Source organism: Pseudomonas sp. Pseusp88 (assembly GCF_047303955.1).
Classification (GTDB): Bacteria; Pseudomonadota; Gammaproteobacteria; order Pseudomonadales; family Pseudomonadaceae; genus Aquipseudomonas.
This window is the reverse complement of the sequence record NZ_JBGLYM010000002.1, coordinates 167,578-187,797: the sequence shown is the minus strand read 5'-3', so window position 1 is coordinate 187,797 and position 20,220 is coordinate 167,578. Positions and strand designations below refer to the sequence as shown.

At 59.6% G+C, this 20,220-nt stretch carries 22 protein-coding genes and 1 pseudogene; 11 read left to right on the top strand and 12 right to left on the bottom strand.

Annotation, left to right across the window (positions count from 1 at the left end; genetic code table 11):
* Positions 1-23: 23 nt before the first annotated feature.
* A complete protein-coding gene (locus tag ACCD02_RS03235; protein ID WP_413298535.1) occupies positions 24-284 on the bottom strand; it encodes a hypothetical protein in 261 nt (86 codons plus the stop codon).
* Between the two features lie 491 nt (positions 285-775).
* On the opposite strand from ACCD02_RS03235, the gene ACCD02_RS03230 reads away from it, so the two are divergent.
* Positions 776-2,197: an MFS transporter gene (locus tag ACCD02_RS03230; protein WP_413298534.1), complete on the top strand. Its 1,422-nt coding sequence runs from the start codon at positions 776-778 to the stop codon at positions 2,195-2,197.
* Positions 2,198-2,306: 109 nt separating this feature from the next.
* Here ACCD02_RS03230 and ACCD02_RS03225 read toward each other — a convergent pair whose 3' ends face one another.
* A complete protein-coding gene (locus ACCD02_RS03225; protein ID WP_413298533.1) occupies positions 2,307-2,633 on the bottom strand; it encodes an AzlD domain-containing protein in 327 nt (108 codons plus the stop codon).
* Positions 2,630-3,370: an AzlC family ABC transporter permease gene (locus ACCD02_RS03220; protein WP_413298532.1), complete on the bottom strand. Its 741-nt coding sequence runs from the start codon at positions 3,368-3,370 to the stop codon at positions 2,630-2,632. Before ACCD02_RS03220 ends, ACCD02_RS03225 begins: the two co-directional genes overlap by 4 nt.
* A gap of 133 nt (positions 3,371-3,503) precedes the next feature.
* On the opposite strand from ACCD02_RS03220, the gene ACCD02_RS03215 reads away from it, so the two are divergent.
* The 4 genes from ACCD02_RS03215 to ACCD02_RS03200 all read left to right on the top strand — a co-directional run bounded on the left by ACCD02_RS03215 (position 3,504) and on the right by ACCD02_RS03200 (position 6,362).
* Positions 3,504-4,466, top strand: a complete 963-nt coding sequence (locus ACCD02_RS03215; RefSeq protein WP_413298531.1) for a LysR family transcriptional regulator — start codon at positions 3,504-3,506, stop codon at positions 4,464-4,466.
* 64 nt (positions 4,467-4,530) lie between these two features.
* The gene (locus ACCD02_RS03210; RefSeq protein ID WP_413298530.1) at positions 4,531-5,592 is read left to right on the top strand and encodes a M4 family metallopeptidase; all 1,062 of its coding nucleotides are present in this window, start codon (positions 4,531-4,533) and stop codon (positions 5,590-5,592) included.
* A gap of 27 nt (positions 5,593-5,619) precedes the next feature.
* Positions 5,620-5,925 (top strand): protealysin inhibitor emfourin, encoded by a 306-nt coding sequence (locus ACCD02_RS03205; RefSeq protein ID WP_413298529.1) that lies wholly within the window; start codon positions 5,620-5,622, stop codon positions 5,923-5,925.
* A 32-nt stretch (positions 5,926-5,957) separates the two neighbouring features.
* Complete coding sequence (locus ACCD02_RS03200) at positions 5,958-6,362, top strand: VOC family protein (protein ID WP_413298528.1); 405 nt, start codon at positions 5,958-5,960, stop codon at positions 6,360-6,362.
* Positions 6,363-6,372: 10 nt separating this feature from the next.
* Here the strand turns inward: ACCD02_RS03200 and ACCD02_RS03195 are convergent, their stop codons facing one another.
* Positions 6,373-7,128: an SDR family NAD(P)-dependent oxidoreductase gene (locus ACCD02_RS03195; protein WP_413298527.1), complete on the bottom strand. Its 756-nt coding sequence runs from the start codon at positions 7,126-7,128 to the stop codon at positions 6,373-6,375.
* 163 nt (positions 7,129-7,291) lie between these two features.
* On the opposite strand from ACCD02_RS03195, the gene ACCD02_RS03190 reads away from it, so the two are divergent.
* Both ACCD02_RS03190 and ACCD02_RS03185 read left to right on the top strand, forming a co-directional pair.
* The gene (locus tag ACCD02_RS03190) at positions 7,292-8,212 is read left to right on the top strand and encodes a helix-turn-helix domain-containing protein (protein WP_413298526.1); all 921 of its coding nucleotides are present in this window, start codon (positions 7,292-7,294) and stop codon (positions 8,210-8,212) included.
* Positions 8,213-8,305: 93 nt separating this feature from the next.
* On the top strand, positions 8,306-8,734 hold the full coding sequence (locus ACCD02_RS03185; RefSeq protein ID WP_413298525.1) for a MarR family winged helix-turn-helix transcriptional regulator: 429 nt from the start codon (positions 8,306-8,308) through the stop codon (positions 8,732-8,734).
* Here ACCD02_RS03185 and ACCD02_RS03180 read toward each other — a convergent pair.
* Positions 8,731-9,744: a zinc-dependent alcohol dehydrogenase gene (locus tag ACCD02_RS03180; RefSeq protein WP_413298524.1), complete on the bottom strand. Its 1,014-nt coding sequence runs from the start codon at positions 9,742-9,744 to the stop codon at positions 8,731-8,733. The genes ACCD02_RS03185 and ACCD02_RS03180 overlap by 4 nt on opposite strands.
* Positions 9,745-9,928: 184 nt before the next feature.
* Entirely contained in the window at positions 9,929-11,248 is a 1,320-nt protein-coding gene (locus tag ACCD02_RS03175; protein WP_413298523.1) for an MFS transporter, read from the bottom strand.
* A gap of 371 nt (positions 11,249-11,619) precedes the next feature.
* Between ACCD02_RS03175 and ACCD02_RS03170 the strand changes: the two genes are divergently transcribed.
* Together ACCD02_RS03170 and ACCD02_RS03165 are read left to right on the top strand one after the other, a co-directional pair.
* Positions 11,620-12,162, top strand: a complete 543-nt coding sequence (locus ACCD02_RS03170) for a cysteine hydrolase family protein (protein ID WP_413298522.1) — start codon at positions 11,620-11,622, stop codon at positions 12,160-12,162.
* A 5-nt stretch (positions 12,163-12,167) separates the two neighbouring features.
* A complete protein-coding gene (locus tag ACCD02_RS03165) occupies positions 12,168-13,142 on the top strand; it encodes a GlxA family transcriptional regulator (RefSeq protein ID WP_413298521.1) in 975 nt (324 codons plus the stop codon).
* Between the two features lie 2 nt (positions 13,143-13,144).
* On the opposite strand, the gene ACCD02_RS03160 is transcribed toward ACCD02_RS03165, so the two are convergent.
* The 6 genes from ACCD02_RS03160 to ACCD02_RS03135 form a co-directional block, all read right to left on the bottom strand.
* On the bottom strand, positions 13,145-14,422 hold the full coding sequence (locus ACCD02_RS03160; RefSeq protein ID WP_413298520.1) for a CynX/NimT family MFS transporter: 1,278 nt from the start codon (positions 14,420-14,422) through the stop codon (positions 13,145-13,147).
* Between the two features lie 195 nt (positions 14,423-14,617).
* Positions 14,618-15,358, bottom strand: a complete 741-nt coding sequence (locus ACCD02_RS03155; RefSeq protein WP_413298519.1) for an SDR family oxidoreductase — start codon at positions 15,356-15,358, stop codon at positions 14,618-14,620.
* Between the two features lie 83 nt (positions 15,359-15,441).
* Positions 15,442-16,125, bottom strand: coding sequence for a type 1 glutamine amidotransferase domain-containing protein (locus tag ACCD02_RS03150; protein WP_413298518.1), 684 nt, complete (start codon positions 16,123-16,125; stop codon positions 15,442-15,444).
* Positions 16,126-16,234: 109 nt separating this feature from the next.
* A complete protein-coding gene (locus ACCD02_RS03145) occupies positions 16,235-17,005 on the bottom strand; it encodes an alpha/beta fold hydrolase (protein WP_413298517.1) in 771 nt (256 codons plus the stop codon).
* 302 nt (positions 17,006-17,307) lie between these two features.
* A complete protein-coding gene (locus ACCD02_RS03140; protein WP_413298516.1) occupies positions 17,308-17,910 on the bottom strand; it encodes a TetR/AcrR family transcriptional regulator in 603 nt (200 codons plus the stop codon).
* Between the two features lie 62 nt (positions 17,911-17,972).
* A complete protein-coding gene (locus ACCD02_RS03135) occupies positions 17,973-18,332 on the bottom strand; it encodes a hypothetical protein (protein WP_413298515.1) in 360 nt (119 codons plus the stop codon).
* Here ACCD02_RS03135 and ACCD02_RS03130 point away from each other — a divergent pair.
* Together ACCD02_RS03130 and ACCD02_RS03125 are read left to right on the top strand one after the other, a co-directional pair.
* Positions 18,290-19,285: pseudogene (locus ACCD02_RS03130) on the top strand (MCP four helix bundle domain-containing protein); the annotation flags it as partial. The gene ACCD02_RS03135 and the pseudogene ACCD02_RS03130 sit on opposite strands and share 43 nt — an antisense overlap.
* Positions 19,280-20,143 carry a methyl-accepting chemotaxis protein gene (locus ACCD02_RS03125; RefSeq protein ID WP_413298850.1) on the top strand — a complete coding sequence of 288 codons (864 nt, stop codon included), beginning with the start codon at positions 19,280-19,282 and terminating at the stop codon, positions 20,141-20,143. The pseudogene ACCD02_RS03130 and the gene ACCD02_RS03125, both read left to right, overlap by 6 nt.
* Positions 20,144-20,220 lie beyond the last annotated feature (77 nt).

The window sequence follows — 20,220 nt, the reverse complement described above, 5'->3', positions numbered from 1 at the left end:
TTGCAACTCCCGGATCAGTTCGATCAGCAGGCCCAGGCCCACAGGCACCTGGCGGAAGCTGGCGTATTGGATGTGAAAACCGGGATCGTGCTGGCCCGGTCTGTCAGCACTGCCTGCAAGGTGCCGTCAGCGATCGGTTGTGTCACGACGGGTTCTGGCACATACATCAGGCCCGCGCCCCGGCAGACCAATTCCAGGCCGATGCGGCTTTCGTCGATGGTGATGGCGCCAGGGACGGCAATCTCCAGTTGCTCACCGTCTTTCTCGAACTCCCAGTCATACACCCACGCAACAAAAACGAACGCATTGCTAAACCACCCGTTGATATGCGTTGTCGTACAACACAGCGGCGCGTTTATTTCTCGCTAACCACCCTTTAACACCAATGCCCAGCGAACGCGTTTAGCTCAGCTATGTTTGCGCAATCACCCTTTCAGCCGGAAATTTCGCCCTGACCTGCTACCATTTTCTAGATTGACAGCCAGCCATATCGCTAGCTATAAGGAAGACTGTTGTACGACGACAGATGATGTGTCGATCGGTCAAACCTAAAAATAAAAAATGAGTGTCGACCCATGATGAACTCGACTTGCTTACCCCCCTCGCTGAACGCCGCTCTCGCCTGTCTTTGCGCATTGTCAGGCCCGTTGCCGCTAGCCGTCCCAAAAAACAGTCTTAAGGTCTGACTCCAGCCGCTGCGTCTGGAGTACGTACACCTGCGCTCTCACATCGTTGTCGAGAGATGATCAGCATAATCCAATAATAAAGTGATGCTATGAATCTGAACGAATCCACCCATCCGCAAGCGGTCAGCGCTACGCAGAGCGTCAGCAAGACGGTAGGCAAATATCGCTGGACCATCTGTGCGCTGTTGTTTTTCGCCACCACGGTCAACTATCTCGACCGACAGGTCCTGAGCCTGTTGGCGCCGGATCTGTCGACGCAATTTGGCTGGAGCAATACCGACTACGCCAACATCGCCTCGGTCTTCCAGTTCGTCTACGCGATTTCGATGATTTTCGCCGGACGTTTCGTCGACAAGATCGGTACCAAGACGGCCTTTATCCTGGCTATCGGTATCTGGTCCACCGGCGCGGTCATGCACGCGCTGGCAGTGCCGCTGGGCGAGGGTATCGCTGCCATCTGCGGCGCCCTGGGCGTTGCCGTTATACCGGTCTCGATCGCCGGCTTCATGCTGGCACGGGCGGTGTTGGCTGTAGGTGAGTCGGGTAACTTCCCGATTGCGATCAAGGCCACTGCCGAGTATTTCCCGAAGAAAGAACGCTCCCTGGCCACCGGTATTTTCAACTCCGGTGCCAACGTGGGCGCGATCACAGCGCCCATCTGCGTGCCGTTGATTGCCGCCATGTGGGGCTGGGAGGCAGCGTTCATCGTGATCGGCATGCTGGGTTTTGTCTGGGTCGCCGTGTGGATTGCCCTGTACGAGAAACCTGAGCAGCAGAAACGCCTGACCGCGCAGGAGCTGGAGTACATCCGCAGCGATCGGAGCGAGCAGGAAATCTCCAATGCGCTGCCGGGTGCGGTCGACAAGAAAGTCTCCTGGTTCAAGCTGCTGACCTATCGCCAGACCTGGGCCTTTGCCTTCGGCAAATTCATGACCGACGGCGTGTGGTGGTTCTTCCTGTTCTGGCTGCCGACCTACCTGTCGGCGCAATACGGCATGAAAGGCGCGGCCATCGTGCTGCCGCTGTTCGTGCTCTACAGCATGACCATGGTCGGCAGTATTGGCGGTGGCTGGTTCCCGGCTTACTTCATGGCCAAAGGCGACAAACCCTATGACGGCCGCATGAAAGCCATGCTGGTCATCGCGCTGTTCCCACTGGTGGTGCTGCTTGCGCAGCCGTTCGGTTACATCAGCTTCTGGGTGCCGGTACTGCTGATCGGTGTTGGTGCCTCGGCGCACCAGGCGTGGTCGTGCAATATCTTTACGACCGTGTCCGACATGTTCCCGCAAAAGACCGTGGCGTCCGTGGTCGGTATCGGCGGCATGGCCGGCGGCCTGGGTGGTGTGGTAATGACCAAGATCGGCGGTTGGGTGTTCGACTACTACAAGTCCATCAACGATATTCACACCGGCTACATGATCATGTTCGCCATCTGCGCCCTGGCCTATCTGGTGGCCTGGACCGTCATGAAGCTGCTGGTGCCGCGTCACAAGGAAATCACTGACCTGTAAGCCGGCGTAGTCAGTCGCCGTTGCAACAAAACGTGTTGCGAAAAAGGTGTCAGATCCATTCTCGGTGAGAATGGACTGCCACCTTTTTTCGTTCCAGCCCTCGTCAATATCAGAGTCCCAGCAGCTGGAACCCCCACAGCGCGACCATGCCCAGCCCCAGGGTCAGCAGGGTATTGCGGGTTTTCCAGGCCACCAGGGCCGCGACCAGCGCGGCGGGGATCTGCGGGTTCTTCAGGACCAGTTCGGTTTGCCCTGGGGCAAACACCACCGCAGGCAATACCAGGGCTGCCAGCACACTGGCCGGGACATACAGCAAGGCGCGGTTCAACAGCTGCGGCATGCGAAACCGACCGTGCAGCTCGACAAAGCAAAGGCGCAGCGCAAAGGTGCCGACGCCTGCTGCCAGGAACAGTCCCCACAGGGCCAGATCGCTCATTGCGCTTCTCCCTCTGCGCCATCCACCGACTCTTCCTGCACCTGGCGTTTGCGCAGGTTTTCGATAACCAGACCGGCAATTACGCCACCAACGGATGCCGTGACCAGGCCAAGGTTGTAGGGCAGCTTGATCGCCAGCACAGCGAGCACGCCACCGACCGCCGCAGCGCCCAGACTGGCTATGCTGCGCAGGCCGGGAATCAGCAGGGCCAGGAACGACAGAGGAATGGCAAAGCCCAGGGACCAGCTTTGCGGGATGCTGGCGCCCAGATAAATCCCGGCCACCACCGAGAGCTGCCAGGCCAGCCACATGCTGATCGCTGTGCCGGCATAGTAGTGATGGGCGAAGCGACCCAGTTCACCGGAGGCAAATTTCAGTACACACAGGGCGTAGGATTGATCCGACAGCAGATAGGCCATGGGCCAGGTCCAGCGCCGGGGCAGATGGTGCAGATAGGGCGCAAGCGAAGCGCTGTACATGATGAAACGCAAGTTGATGATCAGGGCCGTGACCACAATGGTGATCGGCAGGGCGCCGGTATGCAGCAGTTGCAGGGCCACCATCTGCGCCGACCCCGAGTAGAACAACAGGGTCATACCGATGCTGGTACCCGCAGACATGCCGATCTGTACCGCCATATAGCCTGTTACCAGGCCAAATGGAATGACGCCGGGGGTCAATGGAAGCAGCGTTCGCACCCCATGCATGAACGCTTCCCGGCCACTTCTGTACGACATTTTCCTTCCTTTTTATAGGTTTACTGCCGCCCGATGGAGCTGGCGCGGCGCCGGGCATCATGGGATAAATTGTAGGCGTGGATGCCTGCGGGCTGAACCGACTTTTTCTCCGGGCAAACAGGCATATTTTGTTATGACGAAAAGCTCCCAGCCTGATCAGGCGCTGATGAAAATGCCTTCGTTCAAGGCCATGCGGGCGTTTGTCGCGGCAGCCAAGTACCGCAACTTCAGCCGGGCTGCCGATGCCTTGTGCGTGACTCAGGCGGCCATCAGCCGACAGATTCGCGATCTCGAGCTGTATCTGGGCACCGAGCTGTTCATTCGTACGGGGAGGGAAGTCAGGCTGACTGCGCCCGGAACAGCGCTTTTCGATGCCGCGCAACTGTCGCTGCTGAATATTTTCCAGGCCACCGAGCGTATACGCCGCGAGACGAACGACAAGCACAGCCTGACGCTTTGCTGCTCCCCGGCGCTGTCAGGACTGTGGTTGACCCATCGGCTCAGTCACTTCTTCAGCGCTAACCCCGATGTCGACCTGAATATCATCACCACCCAGCACTTTCTGGCCATTGAGCCGGGCATTCATCCCGATATCTTCATCACCAAGACCACGGAGCTGCGCCCCGGCTACCTGCGCATTCCGCTGTTTTATGAAGTGGTCTACCCGGTGTGTACGCCTGAGTATCTGCACGCTCATCCAGAGCTGCGTACCTTGGAGGGCATGCGCCAGAGTACGCTGCTGGACCTCAATCCCTATGGCCGCTCCCAGCTCACCGAGCAGGTCGACTGGGATATCTGGTTCGCCTTTCAGTCCCATGATCTGCAGATTTCGGCTGCGGACAGCCCCCATTACTTCAGTAGCAATGACTACGGCCTGCTGATGCAGATGGCCCTGGATGGTCAGGGCCTGGCGCTTGGCTGGGATCATCTGGTCGGGCATCTCATCGAACAGGGGCGGCTGGTCCGACCGGTTGCAGAAGAACTGGTTTTAAAAGGGTCTCTTCAATACCTGATGATCAACGAGAAGATGCAGGACGATCCGGCGTGCGTACGCCTGAAGGATTGGTTGCTCGTGCAGTTTGGTGTTCAGGTCTAAAACAAGTCAGCCCAATGCGGGACGCATCTGGCCTGGCTATCCTTGCATTGAATGGAGCCAGTCGATGTGTGATCAACATGAGCGTCTGCCGATTTTTTGCCTGATTCCGCCGTATTTGCTCGACCAGATCGCCCGCCATGGGAGTAAGTCGCAACGGGATGCCGCGTTGCGCACCAGGGCCAAGGACAGTACCTTTCGTGCCTTGCGCATGCTCACCCACCCCTCCAGAGGCCCCGCGCAACTGGTCGCTACGTCAGTTGCGGGCAAGCGCCGGTCGATCTACAGCGCCGAAAGCAGCGACACCCTGCCAGGACGGCTGATCAGGGGCGAAGGCCAGCCTGCCAGTGGTGACCCGGCGGTCGATGAGGCCTACACAGCACTGGGGGCAACTTACGATTTCTTCGCCGAGGTGTTCGATCGCAATTCCATCGACGACGCGGGCATGGCCCTGGACGCGACTGTGCATTTTGGTCGTGACTACAACAATGCGTTCTGGAATTCTGCGCAAATGGTCTTCGGCGACGGCGATCAATTGCTATTCAACCGCTTTACCATTGCCCTTGATGTCATTGGCCATGAGTTGTCCCATGGTGTTACCGAGGACGAAGCCCGGCTGCTTTATTTCAATCAGCCCGGCGCTTTGAACGAGTCCCTGTCGGATGTATTTGGCTCGCTCATCAAGCAGTACGCCTTAAAGCAGACGGCACAGGACGCGGACTGGCTGATCGGCAAGGGTTTGTTCACGAAGAAAGTCAAAGGCACGGCCCTGCGCTCGATGAAAGCGCCCGGCACCGCGTTCGACGATCCGGTACTGGGCAAGGACCCCCAACCTGGGCACATGGACGACTTTGTCCACACTTATGACGATAATGGTGGCGTACATATCAATTCCGGCATTCCCAATCATGCGTTCTATCAGGTTGCAACGGCCATTGGCGGCTATGCCTGGGAAGCTGCCGGCCGCATCTGGTATGACGCGCTGCGTGATTCACGACTGCGCCCCAATGCCGGGTTTTCGCTGTTTGCCCGTATTACCCATGACGTGGCCGGCCGGTTATATGGCGCGGGCAAGCGCCAGCACAAAGCGGTCAAGGCCGGATGGGCGGCGGTGGGGATCAAGGTTTGAAGCACTGGGCGCTGATCAGGAGGCACCATGCAAATTTCTATTTTCCAGAGTGGGGGAGTTGCTTACTTCCCCGGCCTGAGCAAGCCACGAACTCTTGATGTTGAGAGTTTGTCTGACGCTGATCAGCAGGAGTTGCGCCAATTGGTGGAGGCATCGGGTTTTTTCCATTTGTCCGGTGATAGCCCGTCCGGGCACTTGGCACCGAATTGCCTGAGTTACACCTTGTCGATCAGTGAAGAGGGTCGTCAGCACACAGTCTGCCTTACAGAACCCGGCAAGGCTGGGCCTCTGGAGAATCTGTTGCATTGTGTGCGAAGGCACGTGGATCAATAGCGGTCGGCCTCAACCATTCAGGGAGAACATCCATGTTCAGCCATATCCAGCTGGGCGCTCGAGATCTGACGTCCATGATCGCATTCTACGAGGCCGTCCTTGCCCCGTTAGGGTTGGAGCGCATGCCCGATGAGGACGACGGTGGACCGGCCGGGGCCGGTTGGCAGCGTCCGGGCAAACCCTGGCCGCAGTTTTTTGTGCAGAAGCCTTTTAATGGCCTGCCTGCGACCTGGGGCAATGGCGTGCAGGTCAGTTTCGCTGCAGCCTCCCGGGAACAAGTGCGGGCGGCCTGGGAAGCGGCCATGGCACGGGGCGCGGCGGATGAGGGCGCGCCGGGACTGCGGCCGCAGTACTCAGCGGATTACTTCGGCGCCTATTGCCGCGATCCCGAGGGCAACAAGCTGTGCTTTGTGCATGCTGATGGCGTGTCGGGCTGACGAATCGTGGCTAACCTGCGGTAACACTCATCCCTCCATCCGCCATTACCACCGACCCGACCAGATAGGATGCCCGCTGCGAAGCCAGAAACGCCACCACCTCGGCGATTTCTTCCGGCTGCGCCGCGCGCTGGATCGGCGTGGTCTGGCCATGTTGGGCGAGGAATGCCGGGCCGTCGTCAACCACGTCATTGAGGATATTGGTCACTACATCCCCCGAGCCGACGGCATTGACCCGGATGCCTTCGCCAATTACTTCCAGGGCCAGGGTGCGGGTCAGTTGTGCCAGAGCGCCCTTGGAGGCCGAGTAGGCGCTGATGGTCGGGAAGCTCTGGAATGCGGCATAGGAAGCGATATTGACGATCGCCCCGCTGCGATTGGGGATCATCGCCTTGACCGATTCCCGTGCATGCAGGAATGCCGCCGTGACGTTGACTCGCTGGATGCGCTCCCAGTCCTCGCGGGTCATATCGATCAGCAGCTTATTGATGATGATCCCGGCGTTGTTCACGAGGATATCCAGGCGCCCGAAATGCTTGATCGCTGTGGCCACCGCCGTTTCGGCTGCCCCGTCCGCGCTGATATCGGCGACCAGAGGTACCAGGCCCGGGCGGGCCAGATCATGGACTGTCGCATTTATGTCTTCGGCCACCACCTGGGCACCACGTTGATGCAGCAGCAAGGCCACTGCGCGACCTATGCCGCTGGCTGCTCCGGTCACCAGGGCGACCTGGCCTGCAAATTCTCCATGGGTATCGATTGTCATGCTGTTCTCCGGCTAAAAGGGCCAACGGCAGAGGTGCCGCTGGACTACGCCGTTACTCTCGCTGATCCGCCGATCTGCTTCTGACGTGCTCTTGCCGGACTATCGGGATCTTGCTTTTTAATCGGCTAAGATGACGAATTAAACATTTACCGGCTGCATCGCCATGGCTATCCGTAAATCCTCGAAGTCGCGAATCCCGGCGCAACAGATGCCCGACCATCTGCCCGCTGGCGATCATCAGGCGGGCGGTCTGTTCCGCGATCCGGATGTACAACTTCAGCTGTATACCCACCACAACACCCAGCGGCCCTTGCTGGTCCCGGCAGTCGCGGAGCCGCTGCTGGTACTGGTGCTTGCGGGCGGCGCCAAGGTGGAGGAGCGGGAGATTGGCGGGGATTGGCTGCAAAGCTCTGTCAGCGCTAATGATTTCTTTCTGACCATGTCTCCCGAGCCTTATGAGATGCGTTGGCACACCCATGGCGAGGAAGGCTTTCAGGTAGCACATATCTATCTGAGCCAGCGTCTGTTGGACCTTGCGGCGAAGGAGCTGCTGACGGGGCAGACCGATACCTTGTATCTACGCGATGTTTCCGGGGCCAGGGATGCTCAGTTGTCACGTCTGATCAGGTTTGTGTACGACGAAATGACGGGGCCGGGGGAGGCGAGCCCGTTGTATATCCACGGTATCGCCCAGGCCTTGGCGGTACATCTGGTGCGCCATTATCGGGATGAACAGGCTGGTGTGCGCCCGGCCAGCGCGCTGCCTGCCTACAAGCTACAGCGGGTGATCAAGCGGATGGCGGCGGGAATCGCCACTGACTTCAGCCTCGCCGCACTGGCCCGGGAAGCGGGTATGAGCGACTTCCACTTCAGCCGTCTGTTTCGCAAGGCCACTGGCCAGGCACCATCGCAGTATTTCATTCAACTACGGATGGAGGAGGCGCGGCGGTTGCTTTTGCACTCGGCTATGAGTGTCATCGAGATCGCCCTTGAGGTGGGCTATAGCAGCCCCAGCCACTTCGCCCACTTGTTCAAGCGCCATGTGGGGATGACGCCGGGGGAGTATCGGCGAGGGGGAGGTTGATGTGGCTGGCTGCAACCGCTTAGGCTTCACCTCTTTTCACCGGATGCGGGCGTCATGGTCATAGACAGGAAAATAAACACAGCTTCGGTGCAGATGAAGTCGCTGGACCCCCTCGACCATGCCCTGGAGCTGTTGCATTTCGGCTTTCGCGGCCTGACGGTGCAGGCCGACAGTTTTCTTGCCACCCACGGCCTTTCTCGCGTCCATCACCGCATCCTCTATGTCATTGCCCGTGCCGCCGAGATTAATGTTGGCGAGTTGGCGATGACCTTGGGGGTGAGCAAGCAGGCATTGCACCGGCCGTTGACCCATCTGTTTGAGCAGGAGTTGGTCTGTTACAGCCGTGCGCCGGAGCGTCACCGCTTCAAGCTGTTGGCCCTGACCGGACAAGGGCAGGCGCTGGAGCAGAATGCTTCCGAACTGGAGCGCCAGGCCCTGCGCCAGGCGTTCTCCCGTACCGATGACCAGGGGCAGGAGGCCTGGACCAAGGTCATGCTGTCCCTGGCGGAAAACCTTAATTAAGTGATGCGTTCGCGGACCATGATGCACTTGGCCAAGGGGTGCAGCAGGGCGTCGGTGGCTTCTTCGGGGGAAATGATCACCGGGCTCACCAGGAGGGGGTCGCATCGTCCGCTGCCGACCAGGTCGAACACCTTGGGGATGTGCGGCCGCACGTTGCAGGCACCCACCGACAGGGTGACGTCGCGCAAATACATGCCGAACAGGGGGATTTTCGGGTCTTCGAAGATGATGCCGATACACGAGCAATGCCCGCCAGGCGCCAGTGCCAGCAGCCCGCGATGGAGGGCCTGTGGGTCGCGGGTGGCCGAGACGACCACGTCGTAGCCTTCGTCGAGGGTTGGCTGCAGTTCGACATTGGCGCCGCTGCGCAGGGCCAGGTCCCGGCGGTAATCATTGTCATCCAGGTAGTCGACGCTGTCCGCTCCTGCGGCAACGGCCATCTGTACTGCCAGCACGCCAAGGCTTTCCGTGCCGCCGACTACCAATACCCGAGCCTTTTCCCGTGCCATGATCGGCCGACTGGCGGCGACCCAGGCATCGGTGAGGTTGTCGCTGGCACTGGCTACCGCCAGAGGATTCAGTCTGGGCGGCAGGGGGACGAGCATGGCGTCAGCGAAGGGTACGTGAACCCTCTCCGAGAACAGCCCGCCCCAATTGCCGCCCGCAGGCACGCCATAGGCGGCATGGCGCGGCACTGTTGTGCAGGCGGTGGCGCGCCCTGCCAGGCATTGTGGGCAGGTACCGCAGGCAATCTTCCAGGGCACCGATACCAGGTCACCACGGCGTACGCTGCTGACCTGCTCACCCACTTCCAACACCTCGGCAACGCATTCATGACCGAGGGGGAAGGGCGGTTTGAAGGGAGTAACCCCGGCGATCAGGCGCCGGTCCAGATCACAGGACGCCGATGCGATGGGTCGAACCAGCGCGCCGTGAGCGCTGGACAACACCGGCTCGGCAGTCTCGACCCAGGCCAGTTGCCCGGGCGCTTGCACGATCAATGCTTTCATCGCGCAAGCCTCCGGTTACCAAGAGGGATGCAGACGCCAGGGGGGACCGGTACTGGGTAATCGACCATATAAACCTCGCAGGTAAGCGGCGCGGTGGCGACGAATACCAACAAGCTATACGGGCCGGATATCTCAAGTCAATATTGTTGACTTGATGGGCGGCGAACCGACCGGCAGCTGACAATCAGTTACCGCTGGTGAGCTGGACGCCCTTGGTTTCCTGCAGGGTGAACACCATGAAGGCGGCAATCGCGTAGGAAACCGAAGCCAGGGAAATGGTCGCAGTAAAGCCGACCAGGGGAATCAAGACCGGTACCAGCTTGATACCGGCGATGGCACCGACGCGGCCGAAGTTGAAGCAGAAGCCCGAGGCGGTGGAGCGGATACTGGTGGGGAACAGCTCGGAATACCAGGCACCGAAACCGCTGAAGTATCCCGTGAAGAAGCCCAGCAGTGCGGCCAGCGATCCCAGGGTAATCACGTTCTGTGTGGTGAACAGCAGCTTGCCGTCAGTCAGTGGCATCAGGGTCGCAGAGTAGGCGAACACCGGCACCATGATCGCCATGCCGCCAAAGAAAATCGCGAAGGACAGGCGACGACCGAGGATTTCCGCCAGATAGCCGTAGGCCAGGTAACCGATGGTGGCGCCAATGCCGATCCAGATGACGAACACCGGGGCCTGATCGATACGCACATTGAGAATGTTCTGCAGATAGGCGGGCATGAAGGTGGTGATGATCCAGTAACCGTACATGCCCAGCACGGAAATGCTCAGGCCCAGCAGGGTCACCTTCAGGTATTGCGGGCTGAAGATTTCCAGCAGCCGGCCTTTGCTGGTGTTGTTGCGCATGAACTCGCGATTGGCCAGCCAGACCGGCGATTCCTTGACGAACAGCCAGATGAACACCAGGGTGAAATAGGCCGGGATCGAGGCATAGATGAACAGCGTGCGCCAGGATTGCGGGTTGCCGCTGTCCAGAAAGCTCCAGGCAAAAATTGCTGCCAGCAAGCCACCGCCCGACCAGCCGGTCTGCATTACGGCGAAGGCTTTGGCGCGCCCCTCGGAGGGCCAGATTTCCGAGACCAGTGCCGCAGCGGCAGACCACAGCCCGCCCACCGCGATGCCTACGCAGAAACGGAACAGGTTGAGTTGCCACAGGCTGTCGGCAAAGCCGCACAGCAGGGTGCCGGTGCCGTAGACGAATACCGACAGCATCATGGTTTTCTTGCGCCCGATCCGGTCGGAGATATTGCCAAGAAAGAAGCCGCCGATACCGGTCGCCAGGAGAAACCAGGCCACCGTGGAGACCACATCTCCCAGCCCGACCGAGAAAGTCTTGGCAATGGCCAGCAGGACAAAGCCGAATACGGTGGCGTCCAGTGCATCGAACAACCACGCAGCCCAGGAGCCGCCCAAGGTGACATAGCGTTGGCCGACGCTCAATTGCGCGTTGCCGTCCACGGACGCGATACCGGACGCCTGCCCGGAAGTCAGGGTTTTCATGGATGAACCTCGTGGGACTCGATTTATTATTGTTGGCAATTCGTGCACCTGCCGGCGCGCGAATGATCAGTCGTGACCGATAGTAGGAGTCTGGAGCGCAGGGTGTATATCAGGCATTGGCGAGCCTGCCATCGCGAACGGCGATGGCGGACACGGCACGGTGTTCGTTCTGTTAAAAAATCAGAGCGAATACCACTCTTAGGTTGCTTGAGAGGTTTCCAACAATCATAGAATCTCCCACAGGTGCTGTCGGTTAAGAAACATGTCCGAAACCGTCCTTCGCTGGTCCTGCCAGGGTCTATTGGCCTCTGCGGCCCATCCTTAACATGGCAACCATCACTCACAGCACAACACGCCAGAAAGGACCCATCATGAGCCGCAAAGCCCTTATCGTCGTTGATGTTCAGCACTCCTTCCGTCATTCTACCTACTGGTCCGAAACTGACCTGCCGGCGTACCTGGAAAAACAACAGGCGCTGATCGATGGTTGTGTTCAGCAGGGCATCCCGGTGGTACAAGTCTTTCACGTCGAAGATCAGGGGCATTTCTCCCTGGCATCGGGCAATGTCCGTGCCCTGGACGAGTTGTCGATCAATCCTGACTTTGTCGTTCACAAGCATTACCACAGTGCCCTGGCTGGTACGCGACTGGCGGCCTGGTTGACGCAGAAGCATATCGACACCCTGATCGTCAGCGGCATCCGCACCGAACAGTGCTGCGAGACCACCACAAGGCACGCTTCCGACAGCGGTTTCAATGTTGACTATGTCAGTGAGGCGACCTTGACCTTCCCCATGACCCACGCCCGCAGCGGCCGCACCTACAGTCCGGCAGAAATCCGTGAGCGTACCGAGCTGGTGCTGGAAGGCCGCTTTGCCCGCATCGTCACGGTCGCCCAGGCTTTGGAGGGCTGATAACCATGGCGATCCCCGTGCTGTTCGTGCTGCTGCCGAATGCGCTGATGCTCGACCTTGCCGGGCCCGCCGAAGTGCTGCGCCTTGCTTCTCAAGTCGAGGACGAGGGCGCAGTGGAATTCGACCTGCAGTACGTCAGCCCGGTGGCCGCTCTGCAGACTTCCATCAGCCTGCCGTTGACGGGCCTGGCACCGCTGCCGGACGCCTTGCTACCCGGCACGCTGGTGGTGCTGGTCGGTTCTACGTCGAAGGTAACGGCGGCACGCCAGCGCGATTTCGAAACCGCCAGTGCGACCTTGACCGACTGGTTACAGCGCGTTTTTGCGCCTTCGAAGGAGCGGCTGATCTGTGTCTGTGCCGGAGCCTTGAGTGCCGCCAGGGCAGGGTTGCTCGACGGTCGCCAATGCACCACCCACCATTCCCTGTGTGCCGCGCTGCAGGCCATGGCGCCCAGGGCGCGGGTGCTGGAGAACCGCCTGTATGTCACCGATGACCGGATCAGTTGCAGCGCCGGGGTCACCGCCGGTATCGACTTGATGCTGCACCTGGTCGCGGAGCTGGCCGGGCCGCGTCTGGCCTGCGCCGTGGCTCGGGAAATGGTGGTGTACATGCGTCGCGGCGGTGCGGATCCGCAATTGTCGCCCTGGGTTTCCGGGCGCAATCACTTGCATCCGGCCCTGCATCGGGTGCAGGACGCGGTTGTCGCTGCACCCTGCGATGACTGGAGCGTTACGCGCATGGCCAGTCTGGCCTGCACCAGCAGTCGACATCTGGCGCGGCTGTTCCATGAGCACGCCGGCATTAGCCCACTGGATTACCTGCACCGGCTGCGGGTCACCGTTGCCCGCGAATTGCTGATGCAGTCGAGCCTGGACATGGAAGCCGTCGCGCAACGCTCAGGCTTCGGCTCGGCGCGGCAGCTGCGGCGTATCTGGGGTAAATACGAAGCGGCACCGCCTTCCGAGAGTCGCCATCTATAGCCTTATTTGTGCAGATAAGGTTTTAGAAACGGGGTCAGGATGACCATGGTCAGACTCACTCCAGCCATCAGCCAGAGCGAGGGTTGGAAACTGCCGGTGGCATCACGTAGATACCCCATCAACAGCGGCCCCGCTGCCGCAACGACATAGGCGAACAACAGGACCATGGCGTTCCAGGCGTTGGCCTCGGCGGATGATCGAGCGTTGTCCAGAGGCAAGGTCATGCCCAGAGTAAAGGCGCCACCGGTGCCGAAGGCGATCACCGGGACCATCACGAAGGGCACGGCCTGGGGCGCGATGGCTGTGGCCAGGATGCCGACAAAGGCGATCCCCGAACTGACCGCCAGAGCGATGCGGCGATCTTCGTTGCGGCTCAGCAGACCGAATACCGGGTTGGCAATCATGAAGGCCAGGGTGAAGCTTGCCAGGATCAACCCGGCCGAGGTGGGGGTGCGGCCGAAGTCCACATACATCGGGGCAATCCACGAAATGTAAGCGTAGAAAATCATGTTGTTGCACGCGAAGAACAGCGCGATCAGCCATGCCGTAGGGTTGCGCAGCGGCATGGGTTGGGCGGCGCCAGCAGCCTTGCTCCGTTCGTGGCTGCGACCCTGGCGTTCGATATACAGCCAGGCCATGAATGCGATGACCACCGGCAGCGCCCAGAAGCCGGCACTGATCCGCCAACTGGCGGCCTCGATCGTCAGTGGCCCGGTGAGCGCTGCGGCAACGGTGCTGCCCAGCGCCAAAGCGGTGGCGTACACGCCCATCAGGAGCGCTGCCTGTTCCGGGTAGCTGGCTTTGACAAAACCGGCGATCAGCGCCCCCGCTACGGCGATACCGGCGCCGACCCCGGCAGTGCTAAGGAACAGCAGGCCGATGGAGTCGGCGAAGGCGCGCAGGGCCGTGGCGATGCAGAGCACCGCCAAGGCAACCAGAATCACCCGGTCACGGCCAAAACGACGGGCCAGCCACGGCGTGGGCAGGGCCAGCAGGCCCATGAGCAACGTCGGGATGGCCGTCAGCAGCGAAGCCTGGGTATGGGACAGGGCGAACGCCTGCTGCATGCCGGGCAGCAGCGGGCCGATGGAAACGATGGCCGGACGCAGGGTCAGGGCCACCAGCACGATGCACAGGATGGCCAGGGCGATCGACAGGGCCTGGGGGTTCTCGGCGAAATCTGCCTGGTTGCCGGGGGCAGGGAAGTGGCTACGTTGGGTGATTGCCAGGCCCGGAGCACGGTGCGGCTCGGCAGGCAGGGCGGTGCATATGCTTTGCATGTCTCGATGCTCCAGTGAGAAAAATGAAAGAACTCAAATCGGTAAGGGCGAACCTGTGAGAGCGCATTCATTCGCGAAAGTGGTATTCCAGGCGATGCAGATGTATTGGATGCACCGACCTCATTCGCGAATGAATTCGCTCCCACAATCCGCCTCCACAAGCCGCTCCTGCCCCGGGATCAGGTCTATGGCGCCCTAAAACGCTTGCCGCGTCGGCCGAATAACGATTTCGTTGATGTCCACATCGTCAGGCTGTTCGATGGCAAAGGCGATTGCCCTGGCGACCGAGGCGGCGGGGATGGCTTGTTTGTAGAAATCCAGCACGTTGTCTTTGGCGGTGCCGGACGTGCTGTGCTTCAGATCGCTGTCCACCGCGCCGGGCTCGATGGAGGTCACGCGGATCTTGTCACCGACTTCCTGGCGCAAGCCTTCGGAAATGGCGCTGACGGCGAATTTGGTCCCTGAATAAACCGTTCCGCCGGGTGCGAAGACCTTGATCCCGGCCACCGAGCTCAGGTTAATGATGTGGCCGCTTTCCTGGGCGATGAAACGTGGCAGCGCTGCGGCAATACCGTAGAGCGTACCTTTGAGGTTGACGTCGATCATGGCGTCCCACTCGTCGGTATTGACCTCCGACATGGGCCGGATCGGCATCAGGCCGGCGTTATTGATCAGTACATCAAGCTTGCCGAAGTCCGCGACCACGGCGGCAACCACGTCTTCGACCTGATGCTTGTTGGTGACATCCAGGGCGTAGCCCTTTGCCGCGCCGCCTTGGGCGGTGATCTCGGCGACAACCTCGTCGAGTTTGTCTTTACGACGCGCCGCCACTGCGACGCTGGCGCCACGACTGGCCAGCAGCCTGGCGACTTCGGCACCGATACCGGTGCTACCGCCAGTGATCAGTACAACCTTTCCTGCAATACCTTTGCTCATGACACTACCTTTTTGCGTAATTTCGAATGGGGTCAGTCGAGCGGATCCGGCGGGAGAGAAAGCCTCTCCCGCCGGGCACTCACTCAAGCCTTGTTCAGGCTGGCGATCAGCACCTTCGCCGCTTCGCTGGACGAAGCCGGATTCTGGCCGGTGATCAGCAGGCCATCAGTGACGACGTAGGAACCCCAATCTTCGCCCTTGGAGTACAGGCCACCATTGGCCTTGAGCACGTCCTCGACCAGGAAGGGCACGACGTTGGTCAGGCCTACGGCTTCTTCTTCGGTATTGGTGAAACCGGTGACTTTCTTGCCGTCTACCAGCGGCGTGCCATCAGGCTTTTTCACATGACGCAGTACCCCGGGGGCGTGGCAGACCAGGGCGGCAGGCTTGCCCGCAGCGAGAAAACCCTCGATCAACTGGATCGAGTTCTTGTCTTCGGCCAGGTCCCACAGCGGACCGTGACCGCCCGGGTAGAACACGGCATCGAAGTCGGCGGGCGAAACGCTGTCCAGGCGCACTGTGGCAGCCAGTTGCGCGGTGGCCTTTGGGTCGGCTTCGAAGCGACGGGTCAGATCGGTCTGGAACGATGGCTCGTTGCTTTTTGGATCAAGAGGGGGCTGGCCGCCTTTTGGCGAGGCCAGGACGATTTCGGCCTTGGCGTCGAGAAAGGCGTAGTAGGGTGCCGCCAGCTCTTCGAGCCAGAAGCCGGTTTTACGGCCGGTGTTGCCGAGGGTGTCGTGTGAGGTCAGGACCATGAGAACTTTCATTTTGCCATTCCTTGTTTCAGTTGGATGTAAGGGCGGGTTCGGTAAGAACCCTTGGGTATAATTAGACTGGTCGTCTAGTTTGCGGACAAATTTTAGATCGCTTTTTATATTACTGCGCGGCCTTGATGATCAGGTCCGCGACGACTTGCGGGTAAGACAGCATGGCGACGTGGCTCGACGGGACTTCCACCGAAACCGCATGCATGCGCTTGGCCTGATCCAGTTGCTGTTGCGGCGAAATGATCGCGTCGTTGCGCGCCACTACCACATAAGAGGGGACGCTGTGCCATGCCGCATGGGTGACCGGCTGGCTCAGTGCACGGCTGTTCAGCGCGCCCTGGGTGGCAGCGACAAGTTCCTGTTCCGGCCGTGGCAGGTCCTGGGCAAAGTATTTGAAGACGCCTTCGTCGCTGACTTTGACGTAGCCATCCGCATCCTTGATGAACGAGACGCGGCCCGGCGTCGGCGCATAGTCCTTGGCGGTGTCCAGTACTGACTGGCCGTTGTCCGGCGCATAAGCGGCAACGTAAACCAGTGAATGAACCTTCTCGTTTACACCCGCATCAGTGATGACCGCGCCGCCCCAGGAGTGACCCACCAAAACCACCGGCCCTTCGGCATTGACGATAGCGCGGTTGGTGTAGGCGACATCGCCTGCCAGGGAATCCAGCGGGTTCTGTACGGCGACGACTTTCAGGCCGGCCTTTTCCAGAATCGGGATCACCTTGTTCCAGGACGAGCCGTCGGCGAAAGCACCGTGTACCAGCACAACGGTCTTGGCCGGGGCCTTGGCGCTTTGTTCCTGGGCGGCGGCCAGACCGGCATGGCCCAACAAAGCTAATGAGGTTACGAGTGCGGCGAGTGCGGTTCGGGCTTTCATCACGGTGTTCCTTGGCTGAGGCTGTTGAGTGAATGTGTGGCTACTGTAATAACAATTAGACCAGTCGTATAGTGTTTTTTTAAATCTTTTTTGCGATCGTCAATTTGCGGAAAAAAAGAGGTTGGATCAGATGTCAGGAGTGCGGTGCCAGAGCGTGGCCAGGCATATATATGGCGGGGCATGACGCAGACGCCCGTGGGACCGGCTTTAGCCGGGAAGACCCTATTGCGGGCGATGGAGATGTATCGCTCATGCCTGCGTCTTCCCGGCTAAAGCCGGTCCCACAAGGGGTTGCTGTTTATTCAGGAGAGGTGAAGGATTTGCCGGGTCGTAGCCATTGCCGTGGCAAAGGGCTCGGTGCTGCGTGAGATCTTCACCATGACGCTGGCGCCGACCCACAGCTGATAGAGGCTCTGGGCAACGGCATCAGGATCATCGTTGACCTGCAAAGAGCCTTCCGAGACACCGGTTTCGATAGCCCGCGCCAGACGCGAGGTGATGCCCGAGGTGCCGCGCTTGAGTACTGCGCGCATGGCCTCCGAGAGGTCGGCGACTTCCACGCCCAGCTTCACGGCCAGGCACTTGCCCTGGCAATCGAGGAAGGATTGGGTGTCCTGCCAGATCTGCCAATAGTTCAGCAGTCGCTGGGCCATGCTGAGGCCGGGCTGGCTGAGGGTCTGGTCGAGGTCGCTCAGGTAGTCGTGGAAATAGCTTTCCAGGATCGCTTCGCCAAACGCATCCTTGGAGCCGAAGTAATGATAGAACGACCCCTTGGGGACGCCCGCTTCGGCGAGGATCTCGTTGAGGCCCACTGCAGAGTAGCCTTTGGCAGCCATGATGCGCTGGCCGACATCCAGGATGCCTTGGCGCACATCAGAGGTTTCGCGTTTCTTTGGACTGTTCATGGCTGGCATAATATCTTACTAGTTGATCGGTCTACTAGCTGTTTTTGCGAGCACTGTCGACTTCATTGATTCTCAGGCATGGGCGGCGGCAGTCGCAGGGCCACGCGGCCCCAGCAGCGGCTGATCTCTTTGGCAATGTCGTTATTGCCCGGCCTGGCTGTTGAGGTTTCACGCATCTTGAGATGCTCAATCAGCCAGTCGTCCGTCCATCCCGCCCATTCGCCGGCAACCGACCTGAGGTTGGCCTCCAATACCGGGAATACCTCGTGCCAGAGGATGCTCTGTACTTCGAAAGGCGAATAACCGGTTTCCAGGACTACCCTCGCGACATAGTCAAAGGTTGCGTCATCGATCTCGGTATCGAGGAAAAACTCTGAAAATGCCCGCCAGATCTTCAGACGGTTTGCGTCGACAGTTTGCATGTCTCTTCCTCCATACTCAGGCAGTTGTTGGATCACGTGTACCAACATCGCTTCGTAGCCCGAAGCGGCTAAAGATATTAGTTTTTCTGTCGAATGTAGAGAGTAGTGCCAGGATGTGTTCGCCGGGCGAGAAGCCCGATACCCTGATCGGATACTGCCAACACTTTTCCAGCGGGAGCGAAAAAAACATGGGTTTGAGAAATATAAGAATCGCTGCCAGAGCTTTTATCGGTTTCGCTGCGATAGCGTTGCTCAGTGTGCTTCTCGGTCTGTTCGCGTTGAAGCAGATCCAAGAGGTGCAATTTCAGGCTTCTGATATCCAGAACAACTGGATGCAGCGCGTCAGGATTCTTGCCCTGGCCAATGCTTCGCTGGATCGTTTTCGCCTTGGAGAAATGGCGCACATTCTGTCGGGCACCGATGCTGAAATGCAGACATACGAAGACAAATCAGCGGGACGCCTGAAAAGCGTCAAGGAGCAGATGGGTCAATACGCCGCACTGTTAAGCACCACCGAGGAGAAGAGTCGTCTCGCTGCGTTCAACCAGAGCCTCGATGCCTACGCGAATAACCATACCAATATGCTCAAGCTGTCGCGGTCCGGCGATAAAGACGGAGCGCGGGCATTCCTCAACAGTATTCGCGAAACCTATGAGCAGATGACCAAGAACTTCGATCAACTGATCGATCTGGCCAACAAGGGCGCGGAGCAGGCTGGCCAGCGCTCGGTGGACGCTTATGAGCATGCAGTGAGCGGGATTGTTATCGTTATCCTGTTGGTGGGTGCAGGCACCATCCTCGTCGCCTGGCTGCTCACCCGCAGTATTACTGTCCCGATCATCGAAGCGGTGCAGGTGGCCGAAACCATTGCCAAGGGCGATCTGACGCAACCGATCAACCCGACAGGCAACGATGAGGCCACGCGTTTGCTCAAGGCGCAGGAAATCATGCGTGACAACCTTGTGCAGACTTTGCAGAAAATCACCGGATCCTCCAATCAACTGGCCGCTGCGGCGGAGGAACTCAATGCGGTGACCGCCGAGGGGAGTCGGGGTCTGCAGCAGCAACATGGCGAGATCGAACAGGCTGCCACGGCCGTCACCGAAATGACCACGGCCATTGAAGAAGTGGCGAGAAACGCTGCGTCGACTTCCGAACTGTCCCAGGAGTCGCGCAACATTGCGGTGAAAGGCCAGCAACGCATGGTCGAGGCACTGAACTCCATTCATTCGCTGACCCGCGGCGTTGAAGTCAGCTCCGGGCAAGTCAGCAGCCTGGCCGATCAAGCCAAGGGTATTGGCAAGGTGCTCGATGTCATCCGCGCGATTGCCGAACAGACCAACCTGTTGGCGTTGAACGCAGCCATCGAAGCGGCTCGGGCCGGTGAAGCGGGCAGGGGGTTTGCGGTGGTTGCCGACGAAGTGCGCGCCTTGGCCCATCGCACCGCTCAGTCGACCCAGGAAATCGAACAGATGATCGGCAGTATCCAGGCCGGTACTACCAATGCGGTCAGCACCATGCTCAGCAGCAGCAATATGACGCAACAGACTCTGGAACTGGCCGAACTGGCGCAACAGGCGCTGGCGGATATCGTCGCGGCCAATGACGAAATCAACGACCGCAATATGGTGATTACCTCGTCAGCCGATGAGCAGGCTCATGTCGCCCGCGCGGTCGACCAGAACCTGCTGAACATCCAGCAGTTGTCGGTGCAGTCCTCGGAAGGCTCGAGCCAGACGACGATCGCCTCGCAATCCCTGGCGAGTCTGGCGTATGAGCTGAATACCTTGGTCAAGCATTTCCAGATTTGATCTGGGTTTAGTATTGGCTGCTGCCTTTCTGAGGGACCGGTTTTAGCCGGGAATACGATGTGACAGGCGATAGGATG

Coding starts and splice junctions, on each gene's coding strand:
- ACCD02_RS03210 (WP_413298530.1), top strand. CDS start 4,531: ATGTGTGATCAACATGAGCGTCTGCCGATTTTTTGCCTGATTCCGCCG.
- ACCD02_RS03150 (WP_413298518.1), bottom strand. CDS start 16,125: ATGAAAGTTCTCATGGTCCTGACCTCACACGACACCCTCGGCAACACC.
- ACCD02_RS03165 (WP_413298521.1), top strand. CDS start 12,168: ATGGCGATCCCCGTGCTGTTCGTGCTGCTGCCGAATGCGCTGATGCTC.
- ACCD02_RS03170 (WP_413298522.1), top strand. CDS start 11,620: ATGAGCCGCAAAGCCCTTATCGTCGTTGATGTTCAGCACTCCTTCCGT.
- ACCD02_RS03125 (WP_413298850.1), top strand. CDS start 19,280: ATGCGTGACAACCTTGTGCAGACTTTGCAGAAAATCACCGGATCCTCC.
- ACCD02_RS03195 (WP_413298527.1), bottom strand. CDS start 7,128: ATGACAATCGATACCCATGGAGAATTTGCAGGCCAGGTCGCCCTGGTG.
- ACCD02_RS03200 (WP_413298528.1), top strand. CDS start 5,958: ATGTTCAGCCATATCCAGCTGGGCGCTCGAGATCTGACGTCCATGATC.
- ACCD02_RS03220 (WP_413298532.1), bottom strand. CDS start 3,370: ATGTCGTACAGAAGTGGCCGGGAAGCGTTCATGCATGGGGTGCGAACG.
- ACCD02_RS03190 (WP_413298526.1), top strand. CDS start 7,292: ATGGCTATCCGTAAATCCTCGAAGTCGCGAATCCCGGCGCAACAGATG.
- ACCD02_RS03185 (WP_413298525.1), top strand. CDS start 8,306: ATGAAGTCGCTGGACCCCCTCGACCATGCCCTGGAGCTGTTGCATTTC.
- ACCD02_RS03205 (WP_413298529.1), top strand. CDS start 5,620: ATGCAAATTTCTATTTTCCAGAGTGGGGGAGTTGCTTACTTCCCCGGC.
- ACCD02_RS03180 (WP_413298524.1), bottom strand. CDS start 9,744: ATGAAAGCATTGATCGTGCAAGCGCCCGGGCAACTGGCCTGGGTCGAG.
- ACCD02_RS03145 (WP_413298517.1), bottom strand. CDS start 17,005: ATGAAAGCCCGAACCGCACTCGCCGCACTCGTAACCTCATTAGCTTTG.
- ACCD02_RS03215 (WP_413298531.1), top strand. CDS start 3,504: ATGACGAAAAGCTCCCAGCCTGATCAGGCGCTGATGAAAATGCCTTCG.
- ACCD02_RS03230 (WP_413298534.1), top strand. CDS start 776: ATGAATCTGAACGAATCCACCCATCCGCAAGCGGTCAGCGCTACGCAG.
- ACCD02_RS03155 (WP_413298519.1), bottom strand. CDS start 15,358: ATGAGCAAAGGTATTGCAGGAAAGGTTGTACTGATCACTGGCGGTAGC.
- ACCD02_RS03175 (WP_413298523.1), bottom strand. CDS start 11,248: ATGAAAACCCTGACTTCCGGGCAGGCGTCCGGTATCGCGTCCGTGGAC.
- ACCD02_RS03160 (WP_413298520.1), bottom strand. CDS start 14,422: ATGCAAAGCATATGCACCGCCCTGCCTGCCGAGCCGCACCGTGCTCCG.
- ACCD02_RS03225 (WP_413298533.1), bottom strand. CDS start 2,633: ATGAGCGATCTGGCCCTGTGGGGACTGTTCCTGGCAGCAGGCGTCGGC.
- ACCD02_RS03135 (WP_413298515.1), bottom strand. CDS start 18,332: ATGCAAACTGTCGACGCAAACCGTCTGAAGATCTGGCGGGCATTTTCA.
- ACCD02_RS03140 (WP_413298516.1), bottom strand. CDS start 17,910: ATGAACAGTCCAAAGAAACGCGAAACCTCTGATGTGCGCCAAGGCATC.